Origin of the sequence: Pseudomonas sp. PI1, from assembly GCF_000812405.1 — a bacterium.
Taxonomy (GTDB): Bacteria; Pseudomonadota; Gammaproteobacteria; order Pseudomonadales; family Pseudomonadaceae; genus Pseudomonas; species Pseudomonas citronellolis.
On the sequence record NZ_JWMC01000009.1, the window covers coordinates 203,865 to 221,089 of the forward strand.

Below are 17,225 nucleotides of genomic sequence, written 5' to 3' on the forward strand. Positions count from 1 at the left end.
CCGGCGTTCTAAGAAGGAGCTAAGAGCATATGGCTACGGTCACCAAGCAAATTCAGAGCGCGGACGAGGCGATTTGCCGAAATATCGAATCGCTCGCTGACCAGCGTGCACTGCTCTCGCAGAACGTGCTTGCTCAGCTCCGGAATCTAGTCGAGGGTGTAGCAGTTCGTCTCCATACAGGCTCGCCTGATGCCGAATTTGATTACTCCGCGGTTGATCCAGGGCTAGCTTTCGTTAAGAGCAATGGAAAGCTCAATTTCCTCGGCAGGTTTCACAAGCTGATCCAGCAAAGTGCTTCTCACTACACGCTGGACGGGGACGCATCCGAGCGGCTGATGCTCAAGTACTACGAGTACCTTTGCCGCATCCGTAGCTTGCTTCAAGATCGCTGTGGGTTGGCCGTGCTGAGAAACCTTGAGGATTTTCCGGTCGACCTCGATCCATCTCTTCGTGAGTACCATGAGAAGATCGCTACACGGATTGATCTGGCTCGGTTACCCCCATCCGACAGCCCTCGGGATCGATACTACATCCATAAAGGAAACTCTGAAAAAGACTTTCTGATTTGGCAAAATACCGCGACCCCACCCACCGAGTTTCCCGATGAAGCAGATGACCTTCGCCGACGCCGAGTACGCTGGCAAGCGCAAGCAAACCCGCAAGGAGTTGTTCCTGATCGAGATGGATCGGGTGGTGCCGTGGAAGGGCTTGATTGCTTTGATCGAGCCACATTATCCGAAGGGTGAAGGTGGCCGTCCGGCCTACCCGTTGATGGCGATGCTGCGTGTGCATCTGCTGCAGAACTGGTTCGGCTACAGCGATCCAGCGATGGAGGAAGCGCTGTACGAAACCACGATCCTGCGCCAGTTTGCCGGGCTGAACCTGGAGCGCATCCCCGACGAAACCACCATTCTCAACTTCCGCCGCTTGCTGGAGAAACACGAGCTGGCGGCCGGCATCCTCGCTGTCATCAATGGCTATCTGGGCGACCGCGGCCTGTCGCTGCGCCAGGGCACCATCGTCGATGCAACGCTGATCAATGCGCCCAGTTCGACCAAGAACAAGGACGGCAAGCGCGACCCGGAAATGCACCAGACCAAGAAGGGAAACCAGTATTATTTCGGCATGAAGGCCCACATCGGCGCCGATGACGAATCGGGTCTGGTGCACAGCGTAGTGGGCACGGCGGCCAATGTGGCGGATGTCACCCAGGTGGACAAATTGCTGCATGGCGACGAAAACGTGGTCTGCGCCGATGCAGGCTACACCGGTGTCGAAAAGCGGCCCGAGCATGAAGGACGTGAAGTTATCTGGCAGGTGGCGGCACGCCGCAGCACCTACAAAAAACTCGATAAGCGCAGCGTGCTGTACAAAGCCAAGCGCAAGATTGAAAAGGCCAAGGCTCAGGTGCGCGCCAAGGTCGAGCATCCGTTCCGGGTAATCAAGCGCCAGTTCGGTTACACCAAGGTGCGCTTTCGCGGCTTGGCCAAAAACACGGCGCAACTGGTGACACTGTTCGCTCTGTCGAACCTGTGGATGGCGCGCCGACATTTACTGACGAATGCAGGAGAGGTGCGCCTGTAATGCGGGAAATGGCCACCGGAGTGGGGTCCGGGTGGCGAAAACGTAAGAAATACTCGTCGAATTGATTGTTTTTTGATCATTTGGCGAGTTTAAAAGTTGCGCTAGGTGGTATGCCGGGGAAATACATGGCTACTTCAGACCATCCATAAAACACGTCCGTTTTTCATCTTCGGCCGGATTTACTACGAGGCAACCCTCTATCGCGCTGTAAACAAGGTGAGCAAGTTCGACCGCATCATTGCCTTCACTGATATCGATATGACCGATAAGTACGCGGCAATGCTGATGCTCCGGCGGGATTCGATCGAGGTGCTCGGTCAAACAATGCCGATAACGATCATCAGTGAGTGGGAAGTTTCAATTCGCCCGTGTGAGTTTGACAATTTCGCGCGCCTTTTCGGCTTCGCTACTAAAGTGCGTGCGTCCTCGACGGAGTATCGTTACCTGATGGACAGGCTAACCGTTGGTTCAGGAAGCCTGCTGGATCTTCTTGATCTCTCCGATGAGAAGTACGCCAGGGTGCGAGCGGACGCTATAGCTGGCAATGCGCTGCCGCTGATCTTCCCTGTACTGGATACAGCGCGTCGCATAGTAAGGTCGTCGGCACCTGGCCACAACGTCGTTCGATATCTCATGCTGCGGATGCAGAATCAGATACTCAAGTCGCAGTACAACCGAGACAGCTGCCGCCTTCTTTCTGGATTGAGGCTTCCGTACGGCTGCATTCCATTTGACACCATGCCGTTTTGTACCTCGTTGTCCTCTCACAATCCTCGGTACTGGGACCTCGTCGAGAGCCTTGACACGACTGGAAGAGTCCACGAACTGCTCGCTCGACGCGTGAAGAACAACGTGGAACGTCATGGAAGCCTTTACACGCCCGTGGCAGACCTTGAGGGTTTCGGAGATGTCGATGGATTAATCTCGACCTACAACACGAAGCTCTACCATAAGCATACGGAGCGCCAGCTCCTGCTTGGTAGGGGGCACGTTTTTGTCCGTGGGTACGAGAACGAAACTGTCTTCATCGTTGAGCAGCTTCAGGGATACGCCTCGACGAGGATCGAAGGCTTCACTCAGGCCGTCGAGCGCTGGCTCAATGTAACACCTCGTAGCATCGACGACCCGATAAAGAAGAACGCTCTCAAGCAGTTGTTCAGCCAGTCGCGCGTCGCACTGATTTACGGGGCAGCTGGCACTGGTAAATCAACGATGGTTGACCACATAGCTCACTATTTCAACGATAAGGAAAAGCTCTTCCTCGCGCATACAAATCCAGCGATCGACAACCTAAAACGCAAGGTGACCGCGCAAAACGCCGAGTTCCGGACAATCAGCAGTCAAATTGGTAAGAGGGCCTCCGCCACTGAATACGACCTTCTCGTAATAGACGAATGCAGCACCGTCAGTAATGCAGATCTTATCAAGGTACTGGAGAAAACTTCTTTCAGGTTGCTAGTGTTGGTCGGAGATGTCTACCAGATAGAGTCGATCCAGTTCGGCAACTGGTTCGAGATCATCAGGTCATTTATTCCAAGCACATCGGTGTTCGAGCTGACAACCCCCTTCAGAACCAAGAACGACTCACTGTTAGGCTTCTGGAACAAATTTCGCGCTATTGAAGATGACCTCACCGAGGTCATGGCTCGCAATGGGTACTGCAGTGTGCTCGATAAGACGCTATTCGAGCCTCAGGGGTTGGACGAGATCATCCTGTGCCTGAACTACGATGGCCTCTACGGGATCAACAACATCAACCGATTTCTGCAGACCAGCAACCCTGGAGCAGCAACCACTTGGCGTGTCTCGACCTACAAGATTGGAGACCCAGTTCTCTTTCACGAGACCGAACGGTTCCGGCCAGTGATCTACAACAACCTCAAGGGGCGCATCGTTGGTATCGATAGTGTTCGTGGCCGAATCCAGTTCGACATAGAGCTTGATCGACCACTTAGCGAGTTCGACGTAGATAATGACGAACTTGAGTGGATACAGGGCTCGACCGTGCGCTTCTCTGTCTACGACTCCAATGCTAGCGACGAGGACGACGATTCCCTGAACACCACCGTACCATTCCAAGTTGCTTATGCTGTGTCAATCCACAAGGCGCAGGGTCTTGAATACGATTCCGTCAAAATCGTCATCACCGACGCCAACGAAGACGACATTACCCACAGCATCTTTTACACAGCAATTACCCGAGCACGTGAGCGACTGCGGATATTTTGGACCCCCGAAACACAGCAAAATGTTCTAGCGCGTATTAGCCTCAGCGCGAACACAAAGGATATTGCTATTCTCGCTGCCCGTCGCGGCCTTACACCAGTACGCAAATGAGCTGCCAGAGCAAGCACAAGAAGCTAAGGCTGATGCCAAATTCTTTGGAAAGAGTTCAGGTATGCCCGTAGGCTAAAGTCTTCGATGTCTGCTGCCGGTGAGGAGCCATCGGTGGTCAATGTCTGCTTCTGGCCCAGAGTGTGTAAAAACGCTTCGTCAAAATTGAAGTACTCGCGTCTACGTGAAATCTGGAGTTTATCGGCACGTCAGCAAATGTGGATTTCTCCCAGATGCACGATTTCTAGCTTGTGTTTGAGTACCTGCCGCACTTGAAAACGTTTTTACACAGTCTCGGCCAAAAGCGGTCACCGAATGTCTACAAAAGCAGGGGTAATTCAGCCTGGACTACCCCTGCTCTGGCGGGCGTTCCAGCCTAGACCTAGCAAATCGCGATACGGCCTAGCCTATGAGCGTGGTTTGGCTCTCGCTGTCGGTTCCGCTTCCATAGGGTCTTCAGGCCACCAGTGTTTAGGGTATCTGCCTTTCAGGTCTTTCTTCACCTCAACGTAGGTATTGGCCCAGAAGCTCGCTAGGTCCTGAGTTACCTGCACAGGTCGTCGTGCAGGCGACAGGAGGTGCAGCAGCACAATCTGGCGACCACCGGCGATGCGCGGCGTGTCGGCGAGGCCGAACAGTTCCTGCAGGCGCACAGCGAGCACCGGCATCTCGTCGCTGTAGTCCAGGCGAATGCGTGAGCCCGAGGGCACCTCCAAAGTGCGCGGCGCGAGTTCGTCGAGGCGCTGGGGCAGCGGCCAGGGCAACAGGCTCTGGAGGATGCCGGCCAGGTCCAGGTTGGCGAAGTGGCTGAGCCGACTGACCTTGCCCAGCCAGGGCTGCAGCCAGTCTTCCAGGCTGGCCAGCAGGGCGCCGTCGGACAGATCCGGCCATTCGCTCTCGCCCTTGGCGGCGAGGTCGAGGCGGCGTAGCAACGCCACCCTCGCCTGCCACTGGCGCAGCTCGGGGTTCCACGGCAGCAGCTCCAGGCCCCTGCGCCGCACCAGGCCCAGCAGCGCCCGCGCGCGGGCCTCGTCGTCCAACTGGGCCAGGGCTTCGCGCGCCAGAACCAACTCACCTACCTTGATCTGCCGTTCGGCACGCAGCACGCCTTCGCGCTCGTCCCAGTCCAGCAGGTCCTGGCGGCTCACCTGCTCGGCCAGGGGGCCATCGAACAGCGCGGGGTCGAGGTCGGCGGCCAGGTAGATGCGTTCCTCGCGCTGGCCCTGGCGACTGCCGAGGTCGGCGATCACCAGCCACGCTTCCTTCATCAGGGCATCTGGCTCGCCGAAGATGGCCGCGCGGCCGTTGGCCAGGCGGTAATCGGCTCCGCCCGCGCGGCGTTGCTGGGCGATGCGGTCCGGGTAGGCGAAGGCCAGCAAGCAACCGAGCCAGCGCGGGTGATCGGGGTCGGCCACTGGCTCGCTGGGCGCGCCCCGCAGGTAGACGCGGAATTGCCGCGCCAGCTGGCGGGCGCGCTGTACGCCGCTACGGGCGCCGCGAGCGGCCCGGTCGCCACCGGCCAGCAGGGCCAGGCGACTGTGCAGGTCGGCGCCACCGCCCCGCAGGATGTCGCACTCGCCCAGCAGCGCCGCGAGGTCGCAGGCCAGGGTGCCGAGCCCCAAGGCCTGGCCACGCAGCAACAGGTGGGCAATGCGCGGGTGGGCCGGCAGCTCGGCCATGGCCTGGCCATGGCGGGTCAGGCTACCGTCCGCGGCCAGGGCACCGAGGCGTCGCAGCAGGTCGCGGCCCTGGGCATAGGCAGCGGCTGGCGGCGGGTCGAGCCAGGCCAGTTCATTGGGATCGCCGACACCCCAGCGCGCCAGCTGCAGGGCCAGGCCGGCGAGGTCGGCCTGGAGGATTTCCGCGCTGCCATGGGCGACCAGCTGTTCATGCTGGGCCTCGGACCAGAGCCGATAGCAGGCGCCCGGCTGCAGGCGTCCGGCCCGGCCGGCGCGCTGGGTCGCGGAGGCACGGGAGATGCGCTGGGTGTCCAGGCGGGTCATGCCGCTGGCCGGGTCGAAGCGCGGCACCCGCTCCAGGCCCGCGTCCACCACCACGCGGACGCCGTCGATGGTCAGACTGGTTTCGGCGATGTTGGTGGCCAGCACCACCTTGCGCTTACCCGCGGGCGCCGGCTCGATGGCCGCGCGCTGGGCCGCCAGGTCCAGCTCGCCGTGCAGCGGACAGAGCAGGATCTCGGGGCGATCATCCAGGCGCTCGGCCAGTTGTTCGGCGACGCGACGGATCTCCGCCTGCCCAGGCAGGAACACCAGCAGGCTGCCGAGCTCGTCGGCCAGGGCCTGCAGCACGGTCTGCACCACCTTCGGCTCCAGCGCCTCGCCCGGCTGGCTCGGCCGTCCCCAGCGCTGCTCGACCGGGAACATGCGGCCCTCGCTGCGCACCACAGGCGCCTCGTCCAGCAGGCGCGACAGGCGCTCGCCTTCCAGGGTGGCGGACATCAGCAGCACCTTCAGCGGCGGCTCGTCACGCAGCAGGGCGCGACCGTTCAGGCAGAGCGCCAGGGCCAGGTCGGCGTCGAGGCTGCGCTCGTGGTATTCGTCGAAGATCACCAGGCCGACGCCTTCCAGCGCCGGGTCTTCCTGCAGGCGACGGGCGAGGATGCCCTCGGTCACCACCTCGATGCGGGTGCGCGGACCGACCCTGGACTCCAGGCGGATGCGGTAGCCGACGGTCTCGCCCACCGCCTCGCCTAGTTCGCTGGCCAGGCGCTCGGCGGCGGCGCGGGCGGCCAGGCGGCGGGGTTCCAGCATCAGGATGCCCTGTCCCGCCAGCCAGGGCTCGTCCAGCAGCGCCAGCGGTACGCGAGTGGTCTTGCCGGCACCGGGCGGCGCCTCCAGCACAGCTTCGTGGCGGGCTTGCAGGGCGGCCTTGAGGTCAGGCAGGACGGCATCGATGGGTAACGGATTCATGGGGACTCCCGGGCAGACCGGGCAGTATAACGTCGAACCAATCAACGCTTATCGAAGGCCAGCCGGGATGGAGCCCAGTCGCGCTCGCCCCGGTTGGCTGGTATGCCTAGCCCTCAGCTTTTGCCAAAGAAATTGCCTCACGAACATCGCTTTCTTTGAAACCAATCTTGTCCACCCACTTACGGAAGAGTCCGGGAGCTTTCGCGACACAATGACCAAAAAGGTTTCCGGTGAAGTAGAGTCGCAGTGGAAGCCGGAAGCGGTTGAAGGCAACTTTGAACGCCTACTGAAAAACAGTGGAAACTCAGGAAAATACCTGCTGAAGGCTGACGGGAGAGCGGTTGAGCTAGATGTTGACATCTTCGCCTACCGGGACGGTTCCATGGTCGAATATGAGTTCCCGTACAGCTACAAAGCCAAAGGCGATGGCAGCGTTACTTATTCCCAAGCGGAAATCGATGCGTTGATTGATCGTATCGAGGAAGTGGCCGCTAACTGAGTATATGCCTGGAAATGGGGCTTCCTTTTTGATCTAAATATGAGGGTGCCCCGTTTCTGGAACAGTCTTTTGGAAGAATATTGCCGTTTCAGCTAAAACAAATTTGTACTGGTTAGGCGGGGATGGCTGTCTTTACCAATGCGAACCGACAGACGGTGCTTCGATTGGCTGGGGTAATAAAAAGCCCCTTCAATGAGGGGCCTTTTGTGTGATTGTGGCTTGTATTAGTCGTTGGCGACGTCATTCGATTTTCTGAATGATACCGGCCACTTGATTTGCCGGGTACGTAGAAGTGCCATCACCTCGCAGTTCGCAGTTCGCAGTTCGCAGTTCGTAGTTCACCTTGAACTCATACTCCACCTGGGAGCCATCACGATACGGATACACCTCCAAGCTAACCTTTTGTTCATCGGATCCCGCCGGTACCCAGTATACTGATGTATCGGAAGCACCGCCTGTAGCTGGCTGGAAGATCTGGTCAAAGTTGGCCTGCACAGCGCTCACATCCCAGCTGACATCCACATCATACCTCATCGTTCAGAAGGATTTTTGCCGCTCGCACCATTTTTTGATGTTGCTTGGATACCATCGTCGGCTGCCCTTCTTGGAGGGCAGCCGGAATCCTTTCGGGAAGTCCGTTAAATCCAACTTAGTAAATGCCACCAGAAATAATCCAGCGGAAAGAGCAGTACCACGGAAAGGCCAGCTAATATCAGGCATAAACGGGCAGCGTGGCGTATTGAGATGCCTGCCAGTGGCATGGCCATCATTAAAGGTACTGACTGGTAAGTGAAGACAATGGTCGAGAAGCCCAGAACCTGAGTCATGATAACGGCTTCCAGGCTGAATCCGGTCAGTTCACTGATTTGCCCGGCCAGGGGCGTCAGTGTTGCGGGAATGCCGGCCAGGGTTGTTAAGGTGCCGGTTATTGTGGCGGCCAGGGCAAGAGCCATGAAATTGAGGAAGTTTTGGCCTGGCTCCAAGGGTAACCAGTCAAGCACATGCCCGCCCAGAATGGCGCTGATGTCCTGGTAGTTAATCAGTGCCGCGATACCCAGCAGCCCGGCAACCACCAGAATAGAGCTCAGATTCACCTTCTGGTTGAAGCTTTTGGTTGAAACCATTCCAATACCAGGCAGTAAAAGCAACGTTGCTGCGGCCAGGCCAATCCATGCGGCGGAGATGCCATGCAGGGAGTCCGTCAGCCAGAACCCCAAAGTTGTCAGCATGATAAGCAGTAAGCGCCATTCCCGGCCTTCGAGCCTGGTCTGCCCAGACGGCGGGGTGCTTCGTTCAGGTTTGTCGGGGTAGAGCCAGAGAATGACGGCAATCAACAGCAAGGCTTTTAATAGTCCAAGAATCGGGAAGTGCAGCAACAGGTATTCGCCAAACATGGGGCTCCAGCCGTGAATGTTTTCGGCCGAGCCGATCATGATCATGTTTGGGATATTGGCCGGCAAGATGGCAAAGGTGGGCACATGACTGCCAAAAGCTGCCGCCAGGCCAGCCGCGGTGTGCCCGTTGGAGCCCGGGGAAAAGCCGCAGTTCGCGGCAATGGCGAGGGCAATCGGTATAAAAAGCACGATTCTGCCCACCGATGACGGCATAACAAACCCGAGCAGAATGCCAATAAAGACGATGCCGGCAATCAGCCTGTTGTAACTGTTATCCAGGTAGAGCGTGAAGAAGTCTGATATTCGCTGAGCGAGCCCGGTTTCGGTGATGGCAATGCCGATCACCAGGCCAGAAACAATCAACCAGCAGGCGGTGGACGTCAGCCCCGAGAAGACGACTTCGGCGGGTGCCAGCGACAGCAGCATTGCCAGGGCGAGCACCAACAGGGCCGAAACAAACTCTGGCAAGGCGCTGGTGGCAAACAGCACCAGCCCGGTCATGATCAGAAGCGCGGAAAGTCGTTGCTGTTGGTCAAACCAGCTGGCCAAGGGCGAGGCCATTAATGCCAGAGCCAGAGCTGGAATGAGTGCCGCTGCAATCCATTGAGATCTGTTGAAAGGCAAGGTTTTCATCAGTCTCTGGTCTCTCTGCGTTTAACGCACATTGTCGTTCTTCCTCGGAAACAGCCAGAATGAGAACCACCTGGTCATGCGTGGCATCAGCACATAACTCATCAGCCCCATCACCACCATGGTCACCAGCATGGTGCGGATCAGCAGCGGGATTTGCGCCAGCAAGTCGCCAAACAGGGCGAGCACCACGGTGACCGCCGGGTACAAAGCCAGCCAGCTGACAACGGTCATTTTCCACTTGGGCGGAGGCTGAACCGGGTTCTGGCCGGGCAGGGTAAACCAGGTGACGATGCCGGACGTGGTTTCCCGCTCGCTCGGCTGCACCAGCAGTGCCTCGATTTGCTCGAGTAGCTCGGTTCGTTCCTCCGATTCTTCCCATTTTCTGAGGCTGTCACGGTCCTGGAACTTGAAGACAATGCGGTATTCCGGGTCTTCCGGGGATGAAGGGCGAAACATGGTGGCGCCCAGGTAGCCGGGAAAGCTGGCGGCGCGCTTTGTCATCTGGCTGCTCAGCCTTTCAAATTCGCTTTCCTGGCCCTTTTTCACGCGCCGGGAGACCACCACGGTTAACGGATCAAAGTGTTCCTGGTTGTTTGCTGTCATCGCTTGCATCCTTGAGTTGGTAACGGTTTAACCGGCAGCCCGGGTGTCAGGCGCCAGGTGTTGAACCAGATATTTCTGGCGAAGCACGTGATACCCCACGGACTTGCCAGCCTGTACGGTTTCGGTCAGCGTTTGGGCGGTGTCGCTGGCCAGCCGGTGGATATCCGCCACTTCCTCGCTGATTTGTTGCACTGTCTGGCTTTGCTGCTCGGTGGCGGCGGCAATTTGCTGGTTCAGTCCGTCGTTGTCGTTCAGCCCGGAGACAACCGTTTGCAAGGCCTCCACGCTGGCCTGCATTTGCTCCACGCTTTGGTTGGACTGCTGTTTTCCGGTTTCGATGGACGCCACCACAGCCCGGGAGCCTTCTTGCAAGGTGGTGATCATGTCCTGGATTTCGTCCGTGGATTGCTGGGTGCGCCTGGCCAGCGACCTTACCTCGTCTGCCACCACGGCAAAGCCACGTCCGCTCTCTCCGGCGCGGGCGGCTTCGATGGCCGCGTTGAGTGCCAGCAGGTTGGTTTGCTCGGCAATGGCGACAATCACATCCAGAATGCGCCCGATGGACTGGCTGCTGTCATCCAGTTTGCGCACCACTTCCATGGAGTGATCCAGCTCCTGCGCCAGCTCCTGAATGCTTTTCTGGGCCGCATTGGCGTGGGTGGTTGCGTCATCGCCCGCCTGCCGGTTGCTGTTGCTGAGCGTGGCTGCCTGCTGTGTGTTGCTGGAGACCTCCTGAAGGGTCGCGCTGAACTCTTCCACCGAGGTTGCAACGGTAGACAGGGCTGCCTGCTGCTCGACAGAGGCCTGGGTGCCGCTTTGCAGCAGGGTGTTGGCTCGCATGACAAAGCCTTCGATTTGCTGGCCGCTGTCAGACACGCGGGTGATCATTACATCCAGTCGGACCCTCGCCAGGCGCAGAGCCAGCTCGATTTGCCCGATCAGGCCCGGGTGTCCGGTGTAAACCAGTTGCTTGATCGGGTGGTGAACCAATTCCCTGGCCTGTGCGGCCAGACGTTCCAAAGGGCGGTTCAGCACCCATAGTGCAGCGAGCATGGCTCCGCTTCCGGCCAGAAAGGTGAGTGTTGTTATCAAAGGGCTGAACAGATAACTGGCGATCAGCGCGGGCACAAATGCCAGGGCTGCAATCAGGGTTTGCAGTAGCGCCGGAGGCAGTAACGGTATCTTCAGCTGGCGGGGCGTTTTGCCACGGCCCCGGGCCCGATAGACATCTTGGGTGCGCTGAATAGTAAGCGGCGAGGGCAGCTGGTAGATGGCCTGATATTCGATTATCGAGCCGCTGGTATCGGAGATGGGCGTGACAAAGGCGTCGAGCCACATATCTTTTCCATCGGCGGTTTTGTTGCGGATCATGCCCATCCAGGACTCATGCCGCCCGAGCGTTTTCCATAAATCGTTCAACGGCCCCTTGGGCATGTCCGGATGCCGGAGGTTTTCGAACGAGTGCTCTTTGAGCTGAGCTTCGCTGTATCCCACCAACTGACAGAAGCCTTTACTGGCGTAAGTGATCCGACCCTGGCTGTCAGTCAGGACCAGCAGCTGCTGTTTGGTCTGTTTTTCCATCTGGATAGATTCGTAACCAGACATGGTGCCACCCCTTGTTGAAACCCGTATTGAAACTGAAAAAGGGGCCCGCAAACGCGGGCCCAAAGGAGAGCCACAACGATTTGCAGATCATTGGCCCATAACAAACTGGCTATCGGGATAACGGGTGTCTGGTGTCACGAAGCTGTAAGCGATGCGCGGAACGCAGGCTGGAGAAGTGTTCATGTCGGGTCACCGTCTTTGTTGTTTGTGTTAGCGACGGCTGTAATGAAAGCAGGATGTGTGCCGGTTAATTCTGGTTCTTTTTAAATTTATGAATTAACTGGGAAATGTATTTTAAGGAGGTGTGGGTGAGGGTTTTGGGCGTGGGGATACAAAAGACTGTTTGATCAAATGGTGAAATTTGGGCCGGGCATTCTTTATTTCATAAGATCGATAGCAACCTCCCTGTTGCTGTGCGTGAATGACGGGGCTCAGCCGTCCAGAATCCCGGCTTTTTTCAGGCGATACGCCAGAGCAGGGCGAGTCAGCCCGAGTAGACGGGCGGCCTTGGAGACATTCTGATTGGCCTCCTCCATGGCTTTTTGCATCAAAATGCCTTCGACCTGGTCGAGGCTGATCTGTTGGGCGAAAACCTGTTCAGGCCAGTCCGCTTTCTCCGTGCTGCTGTCGCCGGCTGTTATGTTTCCCTCTGCATCCACGCGCACGATGCCGGCCTGGCTCACCTCGGGTGGGGTGACGAACAGGGCTTCCTGACTGATGGTTTCGTTGTTGTCGGTCAGGATTACGCCCCGCTCAATAACGTTTTCCAGCTCGCGAATGTTGCCTGGCCAGTGATACGCCAGGCAGAGTTCTTGGGCCTTGTCCGACAAGCCGAGGGTTCTTTTGTTGTACTGGGCGTGGAACTTCTCCAGAAAGTGTTCGACCAGCAATGGCAGGTCTTCCAGCCGGTCTCTGAGTGGGGGAATCTTCACCGGGAAGACGTTTAACCGGTAGAACAGGTCTGCCCGGAAACGCCCTTCTTCCACGGCTTGTTCGAGGCTTTCGTTGGTGGCGGCTATGACCCGCACATTCACCTTGCGGGTTTTATTGTCGCCGACCCGCTCCAGTTCACCTTCCTGCAAGACCCGTAACAGCGTGGCCTGGGCGCGAGGGGTTAACTCAACAACCTCGTCCAGAAAAATAGTGCCGCCATTGGCTCGCTCGAAACGGCCCTCCCGGGACTGGTTGGCACCGGTGTAGGCGCCTTTTTCAACGCCGAACAGCTCTGCTTCGATCAAATCCGGCGGAATGGCCGCACAGTTCACGGCCACGAACGGGTCCTCCGAGCGCTCGCTGCGCTGATGAACGCTGCGGGCGATCACTTCCTTGCCGACACCGGTTTCCCCCAACAGGAGTACGGAAACTTTGCCCTGGGCGGCCTTGTCGATCATTCGGCAAACCCGGTTGTACGACGGGGACTGTCCGATGCCGTAATACTGGCCCTGTTGCTTGTGCAGGCTGCTACGCAATGATGTCAGCTGTTCCTGCAGATCGTAGAGCTCTTCGATGAGTGGGTCGTCTTTGAAATAGCGGGAGAAGGCCTCGGCGTTTTCCCACTCCTCCGCCGGCCGGCCTTCGATAATGCACTTTTCATCACCGCAGCCACGACAACTGATTTCCTGGAAAATGATCTCCCGTCCCATGAAGGAGGAGCTGTAAGCGCAGGCATAGCCCAGTAAAACCCAGCAGGCCGGTTCATCCATCTGTCCCAGCTCGGTTTTGCAGATTTCCACCTCCCAGGAATTTTCCCATTCCAGAATACCGTGCAGGGCACCGGTTTCCCGGTCCAGGTCCAACTCGTGAGGTATAACTTTGACCATGCCCCTGAGTGCATGCAGCTGAGGGCCGGCCAGGAAAGTATCTATGTCGTCGGAGTCTGGCCGGAGTTTCCGTGCCAGCTCAGCGTCTTTAACGCCAGAGGTGTAACCCAGACGCAGGAAGAAGCCTTTGGCTCTTTCCACGCCCATGCTGTTGACGATCTCGCGACGAAAGGCCGCCAGAGACGCAAGGCTCATCAACAGAACCCGCTGCTCACCGAACCAGATCTTCCCTTCGTTGCTGTGAAACTGAATCTGATCCGTCAGATCCTTGAAATCTGTGTATTGGAGATTTGGCTTGTAGGTTTCAGCCATGACAGTCCCCCATTGTTGTTGTCAGTCGGGGAAGGCGTTCGCCGCCTTTATTTTGAACCCGCTATCTAGCCCATGATCGACGCCAAAAATCAATCCAAGGGTCAGGAGTTCAACCAAATCCTGCGGGCCAGGATACGTGTGACCAAATAGTCAGATCCGGGTTCCGTTTCATCATTTGATCAAATTTGCATAGGTATTTTTGCGAACAAAAAGTGACCTGATAGGCCGGATTAGAACGCCTGGTCTAAAGATAATCCCTTCTAAAACAGCCGGCTAAATGAAGTTCAGTCCGGTTTTCCCGTTGCTGGCACAGCCGTTGCTTACCCTCCCTACAGCCAAATACAAATACAACGGGGCTAACCATGACTACCGAGATTCAACACAAATCGTTTGACGAGCTGACCCGTTACATCCGGGTGCGCAGTGAACCGGACGACCGCTTTGTCGAGTTCGACTTTGCGATCGGTTACCCGGAGCTGTTCGTGGAGCTCGTGCTTCCCCGCGATGCATTCAAGATTTTCTGCGAGCACAACAAGGTCGTTCACATGGACGCAGAGATGATCCGCGAAATTGACGAGGACATGGTCAAGTGGCGGTTCGGTGAGCGGGGCCAGCGTTACTGAGTCAAGCAAGCAACACCCACAATCTGATCCACAAAAACAAAACGGAAAGGTTGATATGAGTATCGAAATCAAAACCACCTCGGTGGAGCCCATTCGTCACACCTACAGCCACATTGCGCGCCGATTTGGTGACAAGCCGGCGACTCGCTATCAGGAAGCGAGCTACGACCTGGAGGCGAAAACCAACTTCCACTATCGCCCCCAATGGGATTCCCGATACGAGCTCAATGATGATCGCCGTACCGCCATCCGCATGGACGACTGGTACGCGGTGTCTGATCCCCGCCAGTACTACTACGGCGTCTACGTAGGCAACCGGGCCAAAATGCAGGAGTCCGCCGAGACCAGCTTTGGTTTTTGCGACAAGCGCAACTTGTTGACGCGCCTGCCGGAAGAGACTCAGAAGCAGCTGCTGCGCCTGCTGGTGCCTCTTCGTCATGTTGAACTGGGCGCCAACATGAACAACAGCAAGATCTCGGGTGACGCTGTAGCCACCACCGTTTCCCAGATGCACATCTACGCCGCGATGGATCGTCTGGGCATTGGTCAGTACCTGTCTCGCATTGCTCTGTTGATTGACGGTAGTACCGGTAAGGCACTGGACGAGTCCAAAGGCTACTGGATGGATGACGAGCTGTGGCAGCCCATGCGCAAACTCGTGGAGGACACCCTGGTCGTTGATGACTGGTTCGAACTGACCCTGGTTCAGAACGTTCTGTTGGATGGACTGATGTACACCTTGGTGTACGACAAAATGGATGCCTGGCTTGCGACTCAGGGTGCGGAAGACGTTTCCATGCTCACCGAGTTCATGCGCGACTGGTACAAAGAATCCCTTCGCTGGACCAACGCCATGATCAAAGCCGTCGCCGGTGAGAGCGAAGCCAATTGCGAACTGCTCCAGACGTGGATCGATCAGTGGGAGCCGCAGGTTTATAGCGCTCTCCAACCACTGGCAGAAGCCTCGGTGGGTATTGACGCTCTGGATGAAGCCCGGGCGGAGCTTTCTACCCGCCTGAAGAAATTCGGACTGCAGAGTAGGGGAGTCTCAGCATGAGCCAGTTGGTATTCATTGTATTTCAGGACAACGACGACTCTCGCTATCTCGCCGAAGCGGTTATGGAGGATAACCCTCATGCGGAAATACAGCACCAGCCTGCGTTGATCCGGATCCAGGCTGAGAAGCGCCTGGTGATAAACCGGGAAACGATGGAAGAAAAGCTGGCTCGCGATTGGGATGTTCAGGAAATGCTCGTAAACGTCATCAGCATCGGCGGCAATGTCGATGAGGACGATGACCATTTTATTCTTGAGTGGAATTAATTGGGAGAATCATCATGGCTGTTCAAAACAAGAAATTGAATCTCAAAGACAAATACCAGTATCTGACCCGCGACATGAGTTGGGAGCCTACCTACCAGAAAAAAGAAGACATTTTTCCGCACGAGGACTTTGAAGGTATCAAGATTACCGATTGGTCTCAGTGGGAAGACCCATTCCGTCTGACCATGGATTCTTACTGGAAGTATCAGGCGGAAAAAGAGAAGAAGCTGTACGCCATTTTTGATGCGTTTGCCCAGAATAATGGCCACCAGAACATTTCAGACGCTCGCTACGTCAACGCCCTGAAGCTGTTCATAGGTGGCATATCTCCGTTGGAACATGGGGCCTACCAGGGGTATGCCAAGGCAGGTCGTCAGTTCAGTGGTGCTGGTGCGCGGGTGGCTTGTCAGATGCAGTCGATTGACGAGTTGCGTCATTCGCAGACCCAGCAACACGCCATGAGTCATTACAACAAGCACTTTAACGGCCTGCATGATGCTGCGCACATGCACGACCGGGTGTGGTTCCTGTCGGTGCCCAAGTCGTTCTTTGACGATGCCCGCACCGCTGGTCCGTTCGAATTCCTGACCGCCATTTCGTTCTCGTTCGAGTATGTGCTGACTAACCTCGTGTTCGTTCCGTTTATGTCGGGCGCCGCATACAACGGCGACATGGCCACCGTGACCTTCGGCTTCTCTGCCCAGTCAGACGAAGCACGCCACATGACCTTGGGCCTTGAGGTGATCAAGTTCATCCTGGAGCAGCACGAAGACAACGTGCCCATTGTTCAGCGCTGGATCGATAAGTGGTTCTGGCGCGGATTCCGCCTGCTCAGCCTGGTCAGCCTGATGATGGACTACATGTTGCCGAACAAGGTGATGAGCTGGGCCGAGGCCTGGGAAGTGTATTACGAGCAGAACGGTGGAGCCCTGTTCAAGGATCTGGCGCGTTACGGCATCCGTCCACCCAAGTACCAGGAGGTGGCCAACGATGCCAAGCATCACCTGAGCCACCAGCTGTGGACCACTTTCTACCAGTATAGCCATGCCACCAACTTCCATACCTGGGTTCCAAAGAAGGAAGAAATGGACTGGATGTCTGAAAAGTACCCGGACACTTTCGACAAGTACTACCGTCCGCGCTACGAGTTCCTGGCGAAAGAGGCCGCCGCTGGCCGTCGCTTCTACAATAACACCCTGCCGCAACTGTGCCAGGTGTGCCAGGTACCGAACCTGTTCACCGAAATGGGCGCGCCCACCAAGTTGAGCCATCGTCAGTTGGTTCATGAAGGCGAGCGTTACCATTTCTGCTCCGAAGGATGCTGCGACATCTTCAAGCACGAGCCGGAAAAATACGTGCAGGCCTGGCTGCCGGTGCATCAGATCTATCAGGGTAACTGCGAAGGCGAAGATATCGAGACCGTGGTGCAGAAGTACTACCACATCAACATCGGCGAGGACAATTTCGAGTACCTCGGTTCGCCAGACCACAAGCGCTGGATGGCCATCAAGGGCGAAAAGCCTGCTGATGAGAACCAGGACGCCGCCTGATACTGACCCGGGAGC

General features: G+C 57.1%; 14 protein-coding genes and 1 pseudogene. 8 read left to right on the forward strand and 7 right to left on the reverse strand.

Annotation, left to right across the window (positions count from 1 at the left end):
• The first annotated feature begins 29 nt into the window (after positions 1 to 29).
• The 3 genes from RN02_RS34180 (at position 30) to RN02_RS03625 (ending at position 3,921) form a co-directional block, all read left to right on the forward strand.
• The gene (locus tag RN02_RS34180) at positions 30 to 746 is read left to right on the forward strand and encodes a hypothetical protein (RefSeq protein WP_236695146.1); all 717 of its coding nucleotides are present in this window, start codon (positions 30 to 32) and stop codon (positions 744 to 746) included.
• Entirely contained in the window at positions 667 to 1,584 is a 918-nt protein-coding gene (locus RN02_RS03620) for an IS5 family transposase (RefSeq protein WP_236695150.1), read from the forward strand. The genes RN02_RS34180 and RN02_RS03620 overlap by 80 nt, the downstream gene beginning before the upstream one ends.
• A gap of 216 nt (positions 1,585 to 1,800) precedes the next feature.
• Positions 1,801 to 3,921: an ATP-dependent DNA helicase gene (locus RN02_RS03625; protein ID WP_236695148.1), complete on the forward strand. Its 2,121-nt coding sequence runs from the start codon at positions 1,801 to 1,803 to the stop codon at positions 3,919 to 3,921.
• Positions 3,922 to 4,325: 404 nt separating this feature from the next.
• Here RN02_RS03625 and hrpB read toward each other — a convergent pair whose 3' ends face one another.
• Positions 4,326 to 6,848 carry an ATP-dependent helicase HrpB gene (gene hrpB / locus RN02_RS03630; RefSeq protein WP_043313066.1) on the reverse strand — a complete coding sequence of 841 codons (2,523 nt, stop codon included), beginning with the start codon at positions 6,846 to 6,848 and terminating at the stop codon, positions 4,326 to 4,328.
• A gap of 211 nt (positions 6,849 to 7,059) precedes the next feature.
• Between hrpB and RN02_RS03635 the strand changes: the two genes are divergently transcribed.
• Positions 7,060 to 7,347, forward strand: a complete 288-nt coding sequence (locus tag RN02_RS03635) for a hypothetical protein (protein ID WP_043313068.1) — start codon at positions 7,060 to 7,062, stop codon at positions 7,345 to 7,347.
• Positions 7,348 to 7,587: 240 nt separating this feature from the next.
• On the opposite strand, the gene RN02_RS33140 is transcribed toward RN02_RS03635, so the two are convergent.
• The 6 genes and pseudogenes from RN02_RS33140 to RN02_RS03655 all read right to left on the reverse strand — a co-directional run bounded on the left by RN02_RS33140 (position 7,588) and on the right by RN02_RS03655 (position 13,714).
• The gene (locus RN02_RS33140) at positions 7,588 to 7,869 is read right to left on the reverse strand and encodes a hypothetical protein (RefSeq protein ID WP_046617739.1); all 282 of its coding nucleotides are present in this window, start codon (positions 7,867 to 7,869) and stop codon (positions 7,588 to 7,590) included.
• Between the two features lie 116 nt (positions 7,870 to 7,985).
• Positions 7,986 to 9,374, reverse strand: a complete 1,389-nt coding sequence (locus tag RN02_RS03640; protein ID WP_046617738.1) for an SLC13 family permease — start codon at positions 9,372 to 9,374, stop codon at positions 7,986 to 7,988.
• 21 nt (positions 9,375 to 9,395) lie between these two features.
• Entirely contained in the window at positions 9,396 to 9,977 is a 582-nt protein-coding gene (locus RN02_RS03645; protein ID WP_043313069.1) for an antibiotic biosynthesis monooxygenase, read from the reverse strand.
• Positions 9,978 to 10,004: 27 nt separating this feature from the next.
• Positions 10,005 to 11,030 (reverse strand): methyl-accepting chemotaxis protein, encoded by a 1,026-nt coding sequence (locus RN02_RS03650; RefSeq protein WP_442965422.1) that lies wholly within the window; start codon positions 11,028 to 11,030, stop codon positions 10,005 to 10,007.
• A gap of 228 nt (positions 11,031 to 11,258) precedes the next feature.
• Positions 11,259 to 11,582: pseudogene (locus RN02_RS34645) on the reverse strand (PAS domain-containing protein); the annotation flags it as partial.
• A 431-nt stretch (positions 11,583 to 12,013) separates the two neighbouring features.
• Entirely contained in the window at positions 12,014 to 13,714 is a 1,701-nt protein-coding gene (locus tag RN02_RS03655) for a sigma-54-dependent Fis family transcriptional regulator (protein WP_043313071.1), read from the reverse strand.
• A gap of 362 nt (positions 13,715 to 14,076) precedes the next feature.
• On the opposite strand from RN02_RS03655, the gene RN02_RS03660 reads away from it, so the two are divergent.
• From RN02_RS03660 to RN02_RS03675, 4 genes are read left to right on the forward strand one after another with little or no spacing between them, the layout of a single operon-like run.
• Complete coding sequence (locus RN02_RS03660; RefSeq protein ID WP_043313072.1) at positions 14,077 to 14,337, forward strand: phenol hydroxylase subunit; 261 nt, start codon at positions 14,077 to 14,079, stop codon at positions 14,335 to 14,337.
• Between the two features lie 55 nt (positions 14,338 to 14,392).
• On the forward strand, positions 14,393 to 15,394 hold the full coding sequence (locus tag RN02_RS03665) for an aromatic/alkene monooxygenase hydroxylase subunit beta (protein ID WP_043313074.1): 1,002 nt from the start codon (positions 14,393 to 14,395) through the stop codon (positions 15,392 to 15,394).
• On the forward strand, positions 15,391 to 15,660 hold the full coding sequence (locus RN02_RS03670) for an MmoB/DmpM family protein (RefSeq protein WP_043313075.1): 270 nt from the start codon (positions 15,391 to 15,393) through the stop codon (positions 15,658 to 15,660). Before RN02_RS03665 ends, RN02_RS03670 begins: the two co-directional genes overlap by 4 nt.
• Positions 15,661 to 15,674: 14 nt before the next feature.
• On the forward strand, positions 15,675 to 17,210 hold the full coding sequence (locus RN02_RS03675; protein ID WP_043313076.1) for an aromatic/alkene/methane monooxygenase hydroxylase/oxygenase subunit alpha: 1,536 nt from the start codon (positions 15,675 to 15,677) through the stop codon (positions 17,208 to 17,210).
• Positions 17,211 to 17,225: the final 15 nt, after the last annotated feature.